Raw genomic sequence first — 16,885 nt, forward strand, 5'->3', positions numbered from 1 at the left:
ACCGTGTAAGAACCGCTCGGCGCCGGGCGGCGTAACGTCGGACTGTGCAGAGTAATTCGGTGGTGCCCGCCTGGGCGAGGGCCCTGATGGGGCTGGTGACCGGGGGCGTGGCTCTCGGGATCGCGCAGCTCGTGGCCGCGTTCGCCGGGCCCAAGTCATCGCCCGTGGTGGCGGTGGGCGACGCGACGATCGATCTGACGCCCGCTCCGGTCAAGGACTTCGCGATCAGGGCGTTCGGCGAGAACGACAAGACGGTCCTCATCGCCGGCGTGCTGATCGTGGTGCTCGGCGGGATCGCGCCCCTCATCGGGACGCTGGCCGTCCGCAGGCTCGCCTACGGCTTCGCCGGGCTGGCCGTCTTCGCGGCGATCGGCCTGGTGGCGGTGCTGACCCGGCCCGGTGCCGGGATCCTGGACGCGCTGCCGACCGTGGTGGGCGCGGCGGCCGGCGCCTGGACACTGAGATGGCTGGTACGGCGAGCAGCGGGCGAGTCCTTCACCCCTCCGACGGGCCGGTCCGCCAATGCCACTGAGTCGGCCGATGCCAGGGAGTCAGCCGAAGCCACGGAGTCTGCCGGCGCCGCCGAAAACGCCGGTGCCGCTGACACTGCCGGTGCCCCTGCGGACGGTCGTGGCGAGGGCCGTGACGGTGTGGAGCGGCCCGCGGTGATGCTGGCCGGGGCGGACCTGTGGACGTTCGACCGGCGGCGGCTGCTGACCGGAGCCACCGGTGGGGCGGTGGTCGCGATCGGGAGCGCCGTGCTCGGGCAGTCGCTCGGTGGGCGGCGGGCCGTGGACGCCGCGCGGGTGAGGGTGGCGCTGCCCAGGCCCGCGACCCCGGCCAAGCCCATTCCGGCAGGCGCGGATCTCCACATCAGGGGCTTGTCTCCATTTATTACGAATAATCGGGACTTCTATAGGGTCGACACGGCGCTGGTCGTCCCCCAGGTGGATCCCAACGCCTGGAAGCTGCGCATCCACGGAATGGTCGCCCGGCCGGTCGAGCTCACGTACCAGGAGCTTCTCGGCATGCCGCTCACCGAGGCCGACGTCACGCTCACCTGCGTCTCCAACGAGGTCGGCGGCGAGTACGTCGGCAACGCCCGCTGGCTCGGCGTCCGCATGGCCGAGGTGCTGCGCCGGGCCGGGCTCCGGTCCGGCGCCGACATGCTCCTGTCCACCTCGGCCGACGGCTTCACCTGCGGCACCCCGGTCGACGTAATCATGGACGGCCGCGACGCGCTGTTCGCGATCGCGATGAACGGCGAGGCCCTCCCCGTGGCTCACGGCTTCCCCGTGCGCCAGGTGGTGCCCGGTCTGTACGGGTACGTGTCGGCCACCAAGTGGGTCGTGGACATCAAGGTGACCAGGTTCGACCAGGACGAGGCGTACTGGACGCCGCGCGGTTGGGCGGCCAAGGGCCCCATCAAGACGCAGTCGCGGATCGACGTGCCCAAGTCGGGCGATTCACTGAAGGCCGGACGTGCCACGATCGCCGGTGTGGCCTGGGCGCAGCACACCGGGGTGGACGCCGTGGAGGTCAGGGTCGATCAGGGGCAGTGGCGGCAGGCGAGGCTGGCCGTGGTAGCGGGGCCCGACACCTGGCGGCAGTGGTCGATCGACTGGGACGCCACGGCGGGGGAGCACACGATCCAGGTGCGGGCGACCGACGCCGCCGGGCGTACCCAGACCGAGCAGGAGGCCCCGCCCGCGCCCGACGGCGCGACCGGGTGGCACACCATCACGGTCAAGGTGACCTGAGTCCCGCTTGTCCCTGTTTCCGCAGGTACGGCCGGTGGTTCTGGCGGAGAATCTTGCGGACTTCCCCTCCCCGCCACGGCGACCCCTCTACGATCGGTCGTCGAGCATGACAGGAGGCAGGACGTGTTCCGCGAGCGCAAGCCGGGCGTCCGGTGGGTCCTTCCAGACGGACAGTACAACCCTGTGGTGGCGGAGGGGGTGCGGTGGCTCGACTACGAGCGCGCCGCCGAGACCGGCACCACCTCCGCGCGCTCTCCGGGAGGCCCGGCCACCTTAGAGCCCGAAGCACCCGCCGACCCCCGGCCCGACGGAGACCCCGGGTCTGACCGCGACCGTCGACCCGACCGCGACTCCGGTTCTGACCGCGACCGCCGGCCCGGCCGGGACTCTGGGTCCGATCGCGATCCCCGATACGACCGCGATCATCGGTCCGGGCACGATCACTGGTCCAGGCACGATCATGGGCCCGACAGCGATCATCGGTCTCGGCACGATCGCGACCTCCGGTTCGAGCGTCCTTGCGTGTCCGACATGTCCGACACGCCGGGTGACCTCCTCGACGTCGAGGAGGGCGACTGGTTCGACCGGACGCGGCGGCCGTCCAGGCTCGCCGACTGCAGGCCGTACGGGGAGCCGGGCGGGCTCGCCCAGCCGGACCCGCAGGTGGAGCAGGACCTCGCCGAGGCGCTGCGGCCCGGCGATCGCTTCCCCGACCCGCGCGGCACCTGGGTGCGGCTGATCAACGGCGGCGGGCCCGCCGACGACCCGTTCCGGGCCTCCAACGCCGCCGACTGCGCGCTGGCCGTGCTGTCCACCTGGCACGGCGAGCCCGCCACGGCCGCGCCCAGATTCCCGGAGTACGACCGGATCGGCCGGCCCCTGCTGACCGGAGAGCAGGGGAGCCTGACCAGGATCGAGCGGTGGATCGGGCAGCGCTTCCAGTACACGGGGCAGGGACGGCACGCCTATCCGATGATCGCGCGGCGGCTGCGCGACGCCGGGCACGGGGCCGGTGCCGTCATCGTGGTGCGCTGGCCCGGAGGCGGCTCCCACGCCTGGAACGCGGTCAATTACGACGGCGAGGTGATCTGGATCGACGCTCAGAGGGGGCACATGTCCGTCGAACCGGCCTACATGACGGTGACCGGGGTGTTCTGCGTGATACTCGACCGGCAGGGACGGCCACGGTGAACCTCGACCAGGCTCGGGCGCTGGCCGAGGAGTACTTCAACGGCGTGCTGTCGCCCGACGAGGCGGTGCCGGTCGGGGTGCACGGGTTCCGCGACGGATATGTGGCGTGGGTACGCGAGCTCGAACCCGACGACCCGGCCACGCTGCCGGAGACGATCGGGGGCGGGTGCATCGTGATCGACCGCGCCACCGGCGAGGTGGTCGCCCGGCCGCTCCTCGACCCCGAGTCGATCGCCGACCTCTGGCCCGGCCGCACGCCACGCTGAGCCCGCCACCGGCCCGCGATAGGGCTGGGCCATGAGGGCCGGGCACCGCCTCCGCGTGGGGCGCCCGACCGCCTTCGCCGAGGTCAGCCGGAGGCGAGGGAGCCGACGATCGAGGCGCGGGCCGCGCGGCGGGCCGGGAGTACGGCGGCCAGCACGCCGGCCGCCCCCGACAGCAGCACGAACAGCGCGATCTGCCCGGTGGGCACCGACAGGACGGCCCCGTCCAGCATCGCCGTGATCGCGGCCCAGCCGAAGACCCCGCCGAGCACCACCCCCACCAGCGCTCCGATCAGCCCGAGCACCAGCGCCTCGACGGACAGCATCCGGCGCAGCTGCGGCCGGGTCAGGCCAAGGGCGCGCAGCAGCGCCGACTCCCTGGTGCGCTCGTGGACCGACAGGGAGAGCGTGTTGGCGATGCCCAGGAGCGAGATCAGGATCGCCAGCCCCAGCAGCCCAGTGATGATCATCAGCAGCATGTCCAGCGTCTCGTCGAACTGGCCGCGTACCTCCGTCGAGCTGGACACCTGCACGGTCGGGTAGGCCGCGACGGCGGTGTCCACCACCTTGCGGGCCCGCTCGGGCGGCACGCCGTCCTTGATGTTGATCAGGACGCGGGAGTCGGGCAGAGCGCCGAAGTACGTGTCGAACGCCGCCTCCGCGACCGTGACCGGAGACAGTGACGACTGGCTCCCGTCGAGCAGCGCGACCACCTTCAGCGAGACGACCCCGGCGCCCTTGGTCCTCAGCGGGACGGAGTCGCCGAGCCGCACGCCCAGCTCCTTGGCCACGCTGTCGTCCACCGCCACCTGCCCGGGGCCGAAGCCCTTCATGGAGCCGGAGGTCACGTACGGGTTGATCGCCCCGCTGAACGTGCCGACGTCGAGGCGCCGGCCCGAGACCTCGGCCTTGGTGGCGCGCAGCTGCGCCACGGAGGCCAGCTCCGGCTTGCCGCGCAGCTCCGTGGCCACGGACCGGGGGATGACCGCGTCGCGCTGCTGGCCGGCCAGCATGTAGTCGATCGGGAACTGGTCGTCCAGCTTGGCCGTCAACGTCAGCCTGGTGGACGCGGTCACCACCGAGATCAGCGTCATGAGCGTCACGCCGATGGTCAGCGCGACCGTGGTGGTCGCGGCCCGCTTGGGGTTGCGGCCCGAGTTGTCCACCGCGAGCCGCCCCGGCACCCCGAACAGCCTGCCGGGGATCCAGCCGACCAGCGTGCTCAGCGGCTTGATCAGCACCGGGCCCAGGATCAGCACGGCCAGGAACGTCAGCACGCCCCCGGCCATGACGACGAAGAGCGAGACCTGCTGGCCGGGCGGGAGCGCGAAGACGCCGACGGCCGTCGTGCCGAGGCCCGCCACCAGGAAGAGCGCGGCGAAGACGCCGCGTACGAGGCTCGCCCGGAACGTCTGCTCCTCCACCTGGCTGCGCAGCGCCGCGATCGGCGCGACCCGGGTGGCCGACCTGGCGGGCAGCAGGGCCGCGCCCAACGTGACCGCCAGACCGACGGCCAGGCCGATCCCGATCGTGGCGGGGCTGAGGGCGACGGCCGCGTCCGTGGGCAGCGGGGCGTCGAACGAGGCCAGGACCGTCAGCGTGAGCGAGGCCAGGCCGTACCCGATGACCAGGCCGAGCGCGGAGGCGATCAGCCCCACCACCGCGGACTCCAGCACGATCGAGCCGAACACCTGCCCGCGCGTGGCCCCGATGCACCGCAGCAGCGCCATCTCCCTGGTGCGCTGCGCGACGAGGATGTTGAAGGTGTTGTAGATGACCAGCGCGGCCACCATCATCGCCACGACGCCGAACATCAGCAGGCCCAGCGTGAGCATGCGGGTCTCAACCCCGGCCGCCTTGGCCAGGTCGTCGGCCAGCTCGTCGCCGGTCTTGACCACGTACGCGCCGCCCACGGCCGCCGCGACGGCCTCCTTCAGCCCGGGGGCCCGGCCCGCCACGTCGATCTCGCGGTAGCCCTCCGCGCCCGTCATCCGCTGCGCGGTGGCGGCGGTGAAGCCCACCGCGCCGGTGTAGGAGAGCTCCTGGTCCACGCCGGGGTCGAGCAGACCGACGAGCCTGAACTGGTGCTTGCGCTGCTTGGCGTCGAGCACCGTGATCGTGTCGCCGAGCTTGAAGCCCTGGGCCTTGGCGGTGTTCTCGTCCAGCACGGCGGCCTGGTCGTCGGTTCCGGGGCCGGTGCCCGAGACGATGTCGGTGCGGTCGAGCGGCCCCTGGACGACGGACAGGGCCGTGGTGGGGGCGTTCCCGACGGCCTTGCCGTCCTTGCCGAGCACGGGCGCGGCGGCGCGGATCAGGCCCTGGGCCTCCGTGACGCCTTCCAGGGCGCGCACCTGTTCCAGGACGCGCTCCGGCAGCACCGCGTCGGAGCCCTTGGTCAGCACGGCCACGTCCACCTTGCCCGCGTCGGCCGTGACACGCTGCGCGAACCCGGCCTGCACCGTGTCGTTGAGCACGAACGTGCCCGCGATGAACCCCACGCCCAGCATGATCGCCAGCGAGGTGAGCAGCAGCCTGAGCTTGTGCGCGCGCAGCCCGGCCCGTGCCGTCTTCAGCACCTCGTCACGCCCTTTCCAGCTGCACGAGCGTGTCCAGCACGGACTGCGGCGTCGGTGCGCCGATCTCGCTGACCAACTCGCCGTCGCGCAGGAACACCACGCGGTCGGCGTACGAGGCGGCCACCGGGTCGTGCGTGACCATGACGATGGTCTGGCCCAGCTCGCGTACGGAGGTGCGCAGGAAGGACAGGACCTCGGCGCCGCTGCGGGAGTCCAGGTTCCCCGTGGGCTCGTCGGCGAAGATCACCTGGGGCTTGCTGATCAGTGCCCTGGCCACGGCCACGCGCTGCTGCTGGCCGCCGGACAGCTCGCTCGGCCGGTGCCCGAGCCGGTCCTTCAGCCCGACGGTCTCGATCACCCGGTCGAACAGCTGCTGGTCCGCCTGGCGGGCGGCGATGTCCAGCGGCAGGCGGATGTTCTGCTCGGCGGTGAGCGTGGGCAGCAGGTTGAAGGCCTGGAAGACGAACCCGATCCGCTCGCGGCGCAGCAGCGTGAGCTGCCGGTCGGTCAGCCCGGTCAGCTCCACGTCGCCGATGTGCACGGTGCCCGAGGTGGCGGCGTCGAGTCCGGCCAGGCAGTGCATCAGCGTGGACTTGCCGGAGCCCGACGGGCCCATGATGGCGGTGAAGGCCCCGGTGGCGAAGGACACGTTCACCGTGCGCAGGGCGTGCACCCGGGCGTCGCCTTCGCCGTACACCTTGGTCAGATCTCTGGCCACCACCGCGGGCGGTGCCTGGCGCCGGGTATCGGTGAGCGTCACTTTCACTCCTTGTCGCGGTTTTTCAACGCGAACCACGCTAGGAGTGGAAATTTCGAGATCCATGGGACCTGCGGATGGACTTCGTGTAGGACTTCAGATGACTCCGGTCAGACTTTCGGCCGATGTGACGGCACGATCAGCCCGGCCTCGTACGCGTACACCACGACCTGGGCCCGATCCCGCAGCCCGAGCTTGGCCAGCACCCGCCCCAGGTGCGTCTTCACCGTCGCCTCCGCCACCTGCAGGCGGCCGGCGATCTCCATGTTGGACAGGCCTCGGCCCACCATGAGCAGGACCTCGCGCTCGCGTGGCGTCAGGTCGGCCGTCGCCACCGGCTCGTCCGTCGGGAGCTGCGCGGCGAACCTGTCCAGCATCCGCCGTAACGTGCTCGGCGACACCACCGAGTCGCCCGCGTGCACGATCTTGATCGCGTCGACCAGGTCGGCCGGCGGCACGTCCTTCAGCAGGAACCCGGCGGCCCCCGCCTTGACCGCGGCGAACGCGTACTCGTCGAGGTCGAACGTGGTCAGGATCAGCACCTTCGGGCCCTGGATGCGGCTGGTGGCCTCGACGCCGTCCATGACCGGCATGCGCACGTCCATGAGCACGACGTCCACCTCGGTGGTCTCCAGCAGTTCCAGCGCCGCGGCCCCGTCGCCGGCCTCGGCCACCACTTCGATGTCCGGCTGGGCCGCGAGCACCATCCTGAACCCGGCACGCAGCAGCTCCTGATCGTCGACCAGCATCACGCGAATCAACCCGGTCACCTCCTCTATGCCGCCTTGATCATGGGCAACCTGGCCAGAACCTCGAACCCGCCGCCCCGCAGGGGCTCCGCCGACACGGCGCCGCCGTACATGCCGACCCGCTCGCGCATGCCGATCAGGCCGTGACCGTCGACGCTCCTGGGGGCCGACGCGCCCCTGCCGTCGTCGGTCACGCGTACGACGAGCTCGGGGCCGCTGTAGTCGATCTCCACGAGCGCCTGGACGCCCGGGCCGCCGTGCTTGAGCGCGTTCGTGAGGGCCTCCTGGACGATGCGGTAGACCGCGAGCTGCTGGCCCTCGGGCAGCTCGACGGGCGCGCCGCCGACCTGGAGCCGCGCGGGCACGGCCGAGCCGCGCACGAGGTCCTCCAGCTGGCCGAGGCCCGGCTGAGGGGTGTAGTCGGTGCTCGCCTGCTCGCCCTCGCGCAGGACGCCGACCAGCCTGCGCATCTCGGCGAGCGCGGCGCGGCCGGTCTTGGAGATGGCCCTGACGGCCTCGCGGGCCTGCTCGGGATCGCTGTCGAGGGCGTAGCCCGCGCCGTCGGCCTGCACCACCATCACGCTGACGTTGTGGGCCACGACGTCGTGCAGCTCCCTGGCGATCCTGGCGCGCTCGGCCGCGGCGGCCATCCTGGCCTGCTGGTCGCGCTCGCGTTCCGCCCGTTCCGCGCGCTCTTCGAGCCCTTCCAGGTAGCGCCGGCGCGTGCTGGCGTACAGGCCGGTCAGCCAGACCGTCACCGTGAAGATCGAGGCGCTGAGGAACATCCCCAAGGTGGGCGTGTCCCACCTGGCCAGGGCCAGGAACACCCCCAGCTCCGTCACCAGCCCCGCGGCCAGCGACCAGCGGAACGAGCACCGGTACGCCACCGCCCAGAGCGCGACCAGCACGGCGAGGTTGGCGGCCAGCGGGTTGACGCCCGCCAGCCACTGCCCGAAGCTGATCAGCGCGATCGCGGCGAACGAGGCGACCGCGCGGTCGCGCCAGAGCAGCGGCAGCAGCAGCGCCGCCGACAGGGCCGCGTATCCGGCCACGCCCAGGTAGGGGCCGCTGGCCGCGGTCGCGGGGACGGACGCGTACGGGATCGCCAGGATCGCGCACAGCGTGGCGAGCGGGGCGACCCGGAGGACGCCCGCCAGCTTCTCGTGGCGTCTCGACCACGCCCGCACCTTGCCGAACACACCATCACGATATGTACCGCCGTCTGACCGTTGTTCCGCCTGGAGGTGGAAGTGTGTCTACGACCCAGGTCTTACGTGGCGGGGGACAGACCGGGGTCTTACGCCGGGCTTACGGTGACTTGGGCATTCTTGTCTCTGGGAGCGCCCCTCTAGCGGGCGAGTAAAGGGAGATCGTGATGGCGGATCATGATCGCGACGCCGGGTCGCGCGGTGAAGAGGAAGCACCGCGCGACCCGACCCCTGCGGACGAGCTTCACGAGCCTGGAGAGCCGAGCAGGCTGAAGTACGGCGAGGCCCCTCCGGGCCCCGGCTTCACGATGCCTCTCGCGCCGCCCCGGCGCCCTGACTCCTACCGGGAGTTCTTCCGGCAGAAGCAGGCCCAGGTCCTTGGCGCCGGACTCATCGGCCTCGTGATCGGCGCCCTGCTGGGCGGCACCGCCGTGGCCGTGGTCAGCGGATTCGCGCACCGGGACGAGGTGCACGGGATGTACTGGCAGGAGCCGGACCGGCTGCCCAGGCGCTTCCAGGTGCCCGAGCGCCTCGAGTCCGCCTGCGAGGAGGAGAAGGACGGCGTCTCGTGCGGCTGGGTGGTGCCGAAGGCCCCGCGGGCTGACATCCCACCGGCCCCGATTCCCGTTCCCACCAGCAGCGGCTAGGCGCGGTGCGGTAAATGGTCGATGCCGGATTCGTGTGCCGGGCTCGGTCGATTACCGAAGCCCTGTCGGTATCGACGAGTGTTTGCGAAGTGCTCGGTCACCTCGAAATTCCACGTAGTGGTGGGGCGCATTCGCATATCAGCCGTCGGATCAAAGTATGCATCACATTTCAATCACCTTCCCGGGCATCGAGAGAGCGCGCTGCCGTTCTCTCGGAGCGCCCCCTTCGGGCGAGTCGTACTCCAGTCGCGGTGCTGCGACGTGCTCTGGACGAGATCGGCGTGCCCTCACGTTGCGTCATGTGCGGGACCGGAGAAACCTGGCAAGGAAAACCACTGATCCTTGAGGTGGACCACATCAATGGCAATCCGCTGGACAATCCGGCGAGAGAACCTGAGGCTGTTGTGCCCGAACCGCCACTCGCAGACAGCGACTTTTGCCGGGCGAAACAGAGGCCGATCCGGCGTACAGGTGTGCGGGCGGGGGGACTCGAACCCCCACGGTGTCTCCACCAACAGGACCTAAACCTGCCGCGTATGCCATTTCGCCACGCCCGCGCAGCCCCCGCCAATGCGGGCCTGACATAGTTTAGCGCTCTCAGCGGGGAAGAGGAGCGCATGTGAAGACGGGTACGGGCCCTCGGCGGAGGGCCCGCCGGGGTGTTCAGCTCAGGCCGAGCTTCTTCTTGAGCCCGGCCACGTGGCCCGTGGCCTTCACGTTGTAGAGCGCCTGCTCCACCTTTCCGTCGGCGTCGATGACGAACGTCGAGCGGATGACCCCCACGACCTCCTTGCCGTACAGCTTCTTCGGGCCGTACGCGCCGTAGGCCTGATGCACGGTCAGGTCGGGGTCGGACAACAAGGGGAAGGTCAGTGCGTCATGTTCGGCGAATTTGGCAAGTTTTTCCGGTTTGTCCTTAGACACGCCGAGAACGACGAAACCCTCGGCCGTCAGCTGGCCGAGATTGTCGCGGAAGTCGCAGGCCTGCTTGGTGCAGCCGGGCGTCATCGCGGCAGGGTAGAAATAGAGGATCACCCGCTTGCCGCGGTAGGCGTCAAGTGAGACGGTCTCGCCGTCGGCGGCGGGTAGCGTGAACTCGGGCGCGGCGTCGCCGGGCGCGAGCTTGGTTTCGGTCAATGGGCCCTCCTGAGTTCCTTCCCGCCAACCTACCGGCCTGGCCGCCGTGCCGTACGGTGCGCCGACCTGACAGACTGATCAGCACCACGAACGACCGAGCTCGCACGGCACGCGGAGCGGGCGCGGCCACGTGTGAGGCCGAGAGGAGAGCCATGGCTGACACCGATCCGGACGAGCTGGAGCGACGGATCGCGCGGACGCGCGCGGAGTTGGCGCAGACGGTCGACGCCATAGCCGACCGGGTGAGCCCCAAGCGGGTCGCCGAGCGCACGGTGTCCGACGTCAAGAGCAGGGCCACGCATTTCGTGGCGTCCGTCGGCGACGCGCTGGGGGTGACGCCGCGGCCGGTCGAAGCCGGCGACCATCCCGACCAGATGTGGGAGGAGGAGCGGCCCGACCTGGCGCCGGTGCTGATCGGGATCGGCGCGGTGCTGGTCGTGGGGGCGGCCATCGTGCTCTGGCGCCGCCGCAGACGCCGCTGACCCGCGGGGGCCCGGCGGGGGCGGTCAGAGGAAGGTCCGGCCCTCGCCCCGGTACGTGGGCACCGTCTCCACCAGCGTGTCGCCGTCGATGAGGTGGAGCGCGTCGAAGCGCTCGCACATCTCGCCCGCCTTGGCGTGCCTGAACCACACCCGGTCCCCGATCCGCAGGTCCTGGGCGGCCTGGCCGAGCAGCGGGGTCTGCACCTCTCCCGCCCCCTCGTCGCGGGCGTAGTGCAGCCCGGCCGGCAGGTACGGCTGGGGCAGGCGGCTCGCGTCCGGCGTGCCCGAGGCCAGGTAGCCGCCGCCGAGCACGGTCACGGTGTCCACGTTCGGGCGGCGCACCACCGGCAGGGCGAAGAGCGCGGCCGGGTGCCCGGTGAAGCGGCGGTAGAAGTCGAACAGCCTCGGGTGGAAGAATCCCGATCCGGCCGCCACCTCCGTGATGGCCTTCTCGCGTACGGTGCGCTCGACGGACCCGGTGCCGCCGCCGTTGACGAACTCCAGGTCGGTGATCTGGCGGACGGCGTTCACGATGCGGCCGCGCCTGAGGATGAGGTCCCTGGCGGAGCGGGCCTGCATGATGCGGACGGCGCGGGTGTAGACGGCGTTCGCGGGCGGGGCGTCGCCGACCCCGCCGATCTGGGCCTCGTACGCCATCAGTCCGGCCACCCGGAACCCGGGGCGCTTGGCGACGGCGGCGGCCAGGTCGGCGGCCTCTTCCGGCTCGCGGATCGGCGAGCGGAGCACCCCAGCCCGAAATTTCCCGCCAAAGGCGATATATCCGGCGTCGATGTCGATGCAGGTCCGGATCTCGGCCCGGGGCTTCACCCCGGCCACGGCCGCCTCGGCGAAGTCCAGGTGGGCGGTCGAGTCGATGGTCACGGTGATGTGCCTGGCCGCGTTCTCGTCCCCGGCCAGCTCGGCCAGCGCGTGCCGGTCGGCCGTCGGGTAGGCCACCAGGATGTCCGTGAACCCGTGGGAGGCCAGCCACAGCGCCTCGGGGAGCGTGAAGGCCATGATGCCCCGGAAGCCGTCCATGGCCAGGATGCGTTCGAGCACGGGACGGCTGCGGACCGACTTGCTGGCCACCCGGATCGGCTTGCCCGCCGCCCGCCGTACGAGGTCGGCCGCGTTGGCCCGCATGGCCGCCAGATCGAGGATCGCGAACGGCGGCTCGAGGGCCGCCGTGGCGCGGTCATAGCGCTGGCGGTCGTCCATATGGGCAGCGTAACGGCATATCGGGCAAAAGAATATGAGTGTTGTTCACCTTGTTGCCTGCCCCGTAATGTTCGGGCAAACGGGCGGCGGGGGCGCGGTTCCGGCCACGCGGGACCCGTGTACGTGTGTCGTTGTGATGACCACGCTTCAGCAGACAGTCCCCGGCGCCGCCGTCCCCGCGCGGCACACCGGGCTGCGCCGGGCGAGCAGGGCGCTCAGACCGGCGCGAACCCTCCCTGGAGCCCTCGTCGCGCTCACGCTGGCCGCCGGGCTGGGAGCGACGGCGGCCGAGATCGTGTCGGGGCTGCTCGGCCACCGGCTCGGCTGGGTCCCCGTGAACAAACTGGTCGAGCTCGCGGGCAGGACCACCTGGCCCGAGCTGTCCACCGCCGCCGTGGCCGTGGCGGGCGCGGGCACGCTGATGCTGCTGCTGGCGATCGTGCCCGGCCAGTCGAGGCTGGTGCCGGTGGAGACGTCCGACCCGCGGATCGTCATCGGCATCACCCGCTCGGGCCTGCGCCGCACGCTCCGCGCGGCCGCCCAGCAGGTGTCCGGCGTCGACCGGGCACAGGTACGGCTGCGCAGGAGCACCATCGAGGTCACGGTCATGACGGGGACGGAGAGCTCCGGCGCGATGCTCAGGCAGGTCGGCACGGCGGTGGGTGACCGGCTGGCGGGCGTGGGCACGCTCGGCACGGGCGAGGTCGTGGTCCGGCTGCGCAGAAAGGGCGCATGATGCCCGAACGTACGGACGCGCAACGAACGCCCTCCCGCGGCAAGGGGGCCGGGATGCGGCAGTACGCGGGCAACCGCGTCGGCCTGGCCATCGTGGGCGGCACGCTGCTGGGCCTGGGCGCGTACGCCTGGCTCCGCGGCCACGGCCACCTCTTCGACCTGCCCGCCACCGCCAAGCTCCTCCCGGCCCAGACCCGCCGGGTGCTCGCCGACGAGCCCTGGCCCCTGTGGATGCTGGCGCTGAGCTTCCTGCTCCTGTCGCTGGTCTCGCTCCGCTGGTTCCTGCTCAGCCTCGGCTGGGGCCGCCGCGGCGCCCGCGACGGCACGGGCACCGCCATGCTCTTCGTCGGGCTGAAGGGCGTGGAAGGACTCGGCCGGTCGGCGGTCCGGGTCGCCGAGAACGGCCTGCGCGTCACCCTGACGTGCCCGTCCACCGCGGACGTGGGCGCGGTGGTGAGCAAACTGGACCACGACATCGTCGGCAGGATCCGCCGCGAGGTCCGCGACGACGACGCGTGCACCGTCGTCCGCCTGCACGTCCGCCGCTGAAACGCGGGTGGATATTCCCGGCGGCGTTCCGCATAAAACATTCGCCAACGATCTCCGGCCGCGTGTCGATCAGGCCGGCCGGTGATCGGCGGAGACTACTTTTCATCCTGTCGGCGCGGACGCGCAAAAACAGGAGATTCGCATGAACGGAACAGGAAAACTCGCCGCGGCTCTCGCCATTTCGGCCGGTGCCGCCATTTCCGGCGGCATTTCGTCACCGGCCCTGGCCGACGGCCGTCCGGTCATAGACGTCATCGACAATGTCGTACCGAACCCGAGGGTGCTCTCGGACCTGCTCCGAACCTGAACGTGTCACCGTCGGTGCTGTGCATCCCCACGGCACAGAACACCAACGGCGCCCATGGCGACCGCAACCAGGTGGGCAACAGCCAGACCATCAACTGCACGCAGACCGCCCAGCAGACGACGAACGCGCCCAGAGATTATGAGAAAGTCACCGGGGCGGAAGTGACGCTCCCGATGGGCCTGTCGAATGTCATCACCGTCATGTGCCCCGCCGGCAAAGTGGTGCTCGGTGGCGGATATATCATCAGCGGAAACATCCCGCCGAACGCCAACATCGACGAGATCATCGATGCGCCCACCGCCGCGAACGACGGATGGCGACTTCAATTCCTGACCGCCGGCAGCACACAATTCAGGGTGACTCCGTACGCGACCTGCGCCAGGCTGTCCTAGCTCCCGGGGTCAGCACTCGATCACGTTCACGGCCAGGCCGCCGCGCGAGGTCTCCTTGTACTTGTCCAGCATGTCCCGCCCGGTGTCCCGCATCGTCTTGATGGCACGATCCAGCGGCACGAAGTGGCGGCCGTCGCCGCGCAGGGCGATCCGGGCGGCCGTGATGGCCTTGTTGGAGGCCACCGCGTTGCGCTCGATGCACGGGATCTGGACCAGGCCGCCGATCGGGTCGCAGGTCAGGCCCAGGTTGTGCTCGATGCCGATCTCGGCCGCGTTCTCGACCTGCTCGGGCGTGCCCCCGAGGGCCTCCGTGAGGCCGGCCGAGGCCATCGAGCAGGCGGAGCCGACCTCACCCTGGCAGCCGACCTCGGCGCCCGAGATCGAGGCGTTCTCCTTGAACAGCACGCCGATCGCGCCCGCCGTCAACAGGAAGCGGACCACGCCCTCCTCGTCCGCGTGCGGGACGAAACGGGTGTAGTACGTCAGGACAGCCGGGATGATGCCGGCGGCGCCGTTGGTGGGCGCGGTGACGATGCGGCCCCCGGCGGCGTTCTCCTCGTTGACCGCCAAGGCGAACAGCGTGACCCAGTCCATGGCCTGCAGCGGGTCCTTCTCCGCCGGCTCCGACTGCAGGCGGCGGTGGAGCTGGTTGGCGCGGCGCTTGACCTTGAGACCGCCGGGCAGGACGCCCTCCTTGGAGATGCCGCGGCGCACGCACTCCGACATGACCGCCCAGAGCCGCAGCAGGCCCGAGCGGATCTCCTCCTCGGTGCGTCCGAACGCCTTCTCGTTCTCCAGCATCAGCGCGGAGATCGACAGGCCCGTGTTCGAGCAGTGCTTGAGCAGCTCCTCGCCCGTGGTGAAGGGGTGGGGCAGTACGGTGTCGTCCGGCTTGATGCGGTCGGCGCCCGTGGCCTTCTCGTCCACGACGAAGCCGCCGCCCACCGAGAAGTAGACCTTCTCCCTCAGCTTCTCGCCGTCGGCGTCGTACGCGGTGAAGCGCATGCCGTTCGGGTGCTCGGGCAGCGAGATCTTGCGTTCGAAGACGAGGTGCTCGCCCACGACGAAGCGGATCTCGTGCGTCCCGTACAGCTTGACCGTGCCCGACTCGCGCATCTCGGCCAGGCGGCCGTCGATGGAGTCGACGTCGACCAGCTCGGGCTTCTCACCGGACAGGCCGAGCAGGACCGCCTTGTCGCTGCCGTGGCCCTTGCCGGTCAGGCCGAGCGAGCCGTACAGGATGGCCTCGACCCGCGTGACCCGGGAGAGCAGGCCGTCGTCGTGCAGCCCGCGGGCGAACTTGTGCGCGGCCGCCATCGGGCCTCCCGTGTGGGAGCTCGACGGGCCGATGCCGATTTTGAAAAGGTCGAAGACGCTGATCGCCATTGATGGCGCCTTTCATGCTGGGGCCGGGGCCCCGCGCAGGGCCCCGGCAAAAAGGTCAGGAATCGCCTGAGGTGAGCGCCGTGTACTCCTCGGCGGAGAGCACGTCCTCGGCGTCGCCCTCGACGCGCACCCGGAACATCCAGCCATCGCCGTACGGGTCACTGTTGACCAGGCTGGGGTCGTCGACCACGGCCTGGTTCACCTCGACGACCTCACCCCCGACGGGGGTGTAGATCTCGTTCACCGACTTGGTCGACTCCACCTCGCCGACGGAGTCGCCCGGCTCCACGGTCGAGCCGACGTCGGGGAGCTGCACGAAGACGACGTCACCAAGAGAGTTGGCGGCGAAGGCCGTGACGCCGATCGTCACGGTGAGGCCGTCGTCGAGGCCGGCCACCCACTCGTGCTCCTTGGTGTAGCTCAGGTCGTCAGGGATGTTGCTCACTTGTTCCTCCTGTAGAAGGGCAGCTCTACCAAATCCATAGGTTCATGGCTGCCCCGGATGTCCACGGCCAGGCCTGATTCGGCGCCGGTGTCCACGTAGGCCATCGCGATGGGCCTGCCCAGGCTCTGGGAGGGCGCACCGCTGGTGACCTCGCCGACGACGGCGCCGTCTTTGGTGACCGGGTAGCCGTGGCGCGGCACCCGGCGTCCCCGCGCGACCAGGCCGACGAGCCGGCGCCGGGGCGGGTCGTCCTTGACCGCCTCGAGCGCCGACCGGCCGACGAAGTCGCCCGGCTTGTCGAATTTCACCACTCTGCCCAGCCCCGCGTCGAACGGGGTCAGCTCGGCGCTCAGTTCGTTGCCGTAGAGCGGCATCCCGGCCTCGAGCCTGAGGGTGTCGCGGCTGGACAGGCCGGCGGGCTTGAGCCCGTACGGCTCACCCGCCGCCATGAGGGCGTGCCAGAGCGGCACCGCGTCCTGGTTGGCGACGAACAGCTCGAACCCGTCCTCGCCGGTGTAGCCGGTGCGGGCGATCAGCGCCTGCCGCCCGTCGACCAGGTCGGGCAGGCCCGCGTAGTACTTGAGCCCGTCGAGGTCGGCGTCGGTGAGCGTGGCGAGGATCTCCTGGGATCGGGGCCCCTGTACGGCGATCAGCGCGTACTGGTCCGACCGGTCCTCGACCAGCACGTCGAACGCCTTCGACCGCTCAATCAGCTCTTTTGCCACTTTTTCGTAGTTCGAGGCGTTTGCCACGACCATGAACTCGTCGTCGTCGAGCCGGTAGACGATGAGGTCGTCGAGCACCCCGCCGCGCTCGTTGACGATCATGGTGTACCTGGCCCGCCCTGTCGCCAGCGCCGACAGGTGGCCGACCAGCGCGTAGTCGAGCGCCTGCCCGGCCTGCGGCCCGGTCAGGAAGATTTCGCCCATGTGGGAGAGGTCGAACAGCCCGGCCGCCTGGCGAACGGCGTTGTGCTCCGCGGACTCACTCCCGTACCGGAGCGGCATGAGCCACCCGGCGAAGTCGGTGAGCGTGGCGCCGAGGCTCTCGTGAACGTCTCGTAGCGGTGTAGATCGGGACATT

General features: G+C 70.7%; 18 protein-coding genes and 1 tRNA gene. 9 read left to right on the plus strand and 10 right to left on the minus strand.

Annotated elements, in window-relative coordinates:
• Window positions 1-44: 44 nt before the first annotated feature.
• The 3 genes from ACIBI9_RS34430 (at window position 45) to ACIBI9_RS34440 (ending at window position 3,217) form a co-directional block, all read left to right on the plus strand.
• Window positions 45-1,760, plus strand: coding sequence for a molybdopterin-dependent oxidoreductase (locus ACIBI9_RS34430; RefSeq protein WP_397228244.1), 1,716 nt, complete (start codon window positions 45-47; stop codon window positions 1,758-1,760).
• Between the two features lie 531 nt (window positions 1,761-2,291).
• Window positions 2,292-2,951, plus strand: coding sequence for a toxin glutamine deamidase domain-containing protein (locus ACIBI9_RS34435; RefSeq protein WP_397228477.1), 660 nt, complete (start codon window positions 2,292-2,294; stop codon window positions 2,949-2,951).
• Window positions 2,948-3,217, plus strand: a complete 270-nt coding sequence (locus ACIBI9_RS34440; RefSeq protein WP_397228246.1) for a hypothetical protein — start codon at window positions 2,948-2,950, stop codon at window positions 3,215-3,217. Before ACIBI9_RS34435 ends, ACIBI9_RS34440 begins: the two co-directional genes overlap by 4 nt.
• An 83-nt stretch (window positions 3,218-3,300) precedes the next feature.
• Here the strand turns inward: ACIBI9_RS34440 and ACIBI9_RS34445 are convergent, their stop codons facing one another.
• The 4 genes from ACIBI9_RS34445 to ACIBI9_RS34460 all read right to left on the minus strand — a co-directional run bounded on the left by ACIBI9_RS34445 (window position 3,301) and on the right by ACIBI9_RS34460 (window position 8,495).
• Window positions 3,301-5,790, minus strand: a complete 2,490-nt coding sequence (locus tag ACIBI9_RS34445; RefSeq protein ID WP_397228248.1) for an ABC transporter permease — start codon at window positions 5,788-5,790, stop codon at window positions 3,301-3,303.
• A 4-nt stretch (window positions 5,791-5,794) separates the two neighbouring features.
• Window positions 5,795-6,550, minus strand: coding sequence for an ABC transporter ATP-binding protein (locus ACIBI9_RS34450; RefSeq protein WP_397228250.1), 756 nt, complete (start codon window positions 6,548-6,550; stop codon window positions 5,795-5,797).
• A 107-nt stretch (window positions 6,551-6,657) separates the two neighbouring features.
• The gene (locus tag ACIBI9_RS34455; RefSeq protein ID WP_397228479.1) at window positions 6,658-7,308 is read right to left on the minus strand and encodes a response regulator transcription factor; all 651 of its coding nucleotides are present in this window, start codon (window positions 7,306-7,308) and stop codon (window positions 6,658-6,660) included.
• A gap of 14 nt (window positions 7,309-7,322) precedes the next feature.
• On the minus strand, window positions 7,323-8,495 hold the full coding sequence (locus ACIBI9_RS34460; RefSeq protein WP_397228252.1) for a sensor histidine kinase: 1,173 nt from the start codon (window positions 8,493-8,495) through the stop codon (window positions 7,323-7,325).
• 176 nt (window positions 8,496-8,671) lie between these two features.
• Between ACIBI9_RS34460 and ACIBI9_RS34465 the strand changes: the two genes are divergently transcribed.
• A complete protein-coding gene (locus ACIBI9_RS34465; protein ID WP_397228254.1) occupies window positions 8,672-9,151 on the plus strand; it encodes a hypothetical protein in 480 nt (159 codons plus the stop codon).
• 474 nt (window positions 9,152-9,625) lie between these two features.
• On the opposite strand, the gene ACIBI9_RS34470 is transcribed toward ACIBI9_RS34465, so the two are convergent.
• Window positions 9,626-9,708 (minus strand) — tRNA-Leu (locus ACIBI9_RS34470).
• A 106-nt stretch (window positions 9,709-9,814) separates the two neighbouring features.
• Window positions 9,815-10,288: a thioredoxin-dependent thiol peroxidase gene (gene bcp, locus ACIBI9_RS34475; protein ID WP_397228256.1), complete on the minus strand. Its 474-nt coding sequence runs from the start codon at window positions 10,286-10,288 to the stop codon at window positions 9,815-9,817.
• A gap of 152 nt (window positions 10,289-10,440) precedes the next feature.
• Here bcp and ACIBI9_RS34480 point away from each other — a divergent pair, with 152 nt between their 5' ends.
• Window positions 10,441-10,770 (plus strand): DUF3618 domain-containing protein, encoded by a 330-nt coding sequence (locus ACIBI9_RS34480; protein ID WP_397228258.1) that lies wholly within the window; start codon window positions 10,441-10,443, stop codon window positions 10,768-10,770.
• 24 nt (window positions 10,771-10,794) lie between these two features.
• Here the strand turns inward: ACIBI9_RS34480 and ACIBI9_RS34485 are convergent, their stop codons facing one another.
• Complete coding sequence (locus ACIBI9_RS34485) at window positions 10,795-11,988, minus strand: amino acid deaminase/aldolase (protein ID WP_397228260.1); 1,194 nt, start codon at window positions 11,986-11,988, stop codon at window positions 10,795-10,797.
• A 136-nt stretch (window positions 11,989-12,124) separates the two neighbouring features.
• Here ACIBI9_RS34485 and ACIBI9_RS34490 point away from each other — a divergent pair, with 136 nt between their 5' ends.
• The 4 genes from ACIBI9_RS34490 (at window position 12,125) to ACIBI9_RS34505 (ending at window position 13,971) form a co-directional block, all read left to right on the plus strand.
• Window positions 12,125-12,724, plus strand: a complete 600-nt coding sequence (locus ACIBI9_RS34490; RefSeq protein ID WP_397228262.1) for a DUF6286 domain-containing protein — start codon at window positions 12,125-12,127, stop codon at window positions 12,722-12,724.
• Complete coding sequence (locus tag ACIBI9_RS34495) at window positions 12,721-13,272, plus strand: hypothetical protein (RefSeq protein WP_397228264.1); 552 nt, start codon at window positions 12,721-12,723, stop codon at window positions 13,270-13,272. Before ACIBI9_RS34490 ends, ACIBI9_RS34495 begins: the two co-directional genes overlap by 4 nt.
• A gap of 142 nt (window positions 13,273-13,414) precedes the next feature.
• Entirely contained in the window at window positions 13,415-13,579 is a 165-nt protein-coding gene (locus ACIBI9_RS34500) for a hypothetical protein (protein WP_397228266.1), read from the plus strand.
• 2 nt (window positions 13,580-13,581) lie between these two features.
• Entirely contained in the window at window positions 13,582-13,971 is a 390-nt protein-coding gene (locus ACIBI9_RS34505; protein WP_397228268.1) for a hypothetical protein, read from the plus strand.
• A 9-nt stretch (window positions 13,972-13,980) separates the two neighbouring features.
• Here the strand turns inward: ACIBI9_RS34505 and ACIBI9_RS34510 are convergent, their stop codons facing one another.
• The 3 genes from ACIBI9_RS34510 to gcvT are packed head-to-tail and all read right to left on the minus strand — an operon-like array spanning window position 13,981 to window position 16,884.
• Window positions 13,981-15,357: an L-serine ammonia-lyase gene (locus ACIBI9_RS34510; protein WP_397228270.1), complete on the minus strand. Its 1,377-nt coding sequence runs from the start codon at window positions 15,355-15,357 to the stop codon at window positions 13,981-13,983.
• A gap of 55 nt (window positions 15,358-15,412) precedes the next feature.
• Window positions 15,413-15,802 carry a glycine cleavage system protein GcvH gene (gcvH, locus tag ACIBI9_RS34515; protein WP_397228272.1) on the minus strand — a complete coding sequence of 130 codons (390 nt, stop codon included), beginning with the start codon at window positions 15,800-15,802 and terminating at the stop codon, window positions 15,413-15,415.
• Window positions 15,799-16,884: a glycine cleavage system aminomethyltransferase GcvT gene (gcvT, locus tag ACIBI9_RS34520; RefSeq protein ID WP_397228274.1), complete on the minus strand. Its 1,086-nt coding sequence runs from the start codon at window positions 16,882-16,884 to the stop codon at window positions 15,799-15,801. The genes gcvH and gcvT overlap by 4 nt, the downstream gene beginning before the upstream one ends.
• Window position 16,885 lies beyond the last annotated feature (1 nt).

The organism is Nonomuraea sp. NPDC050451 (assembly GCF_044458585.1).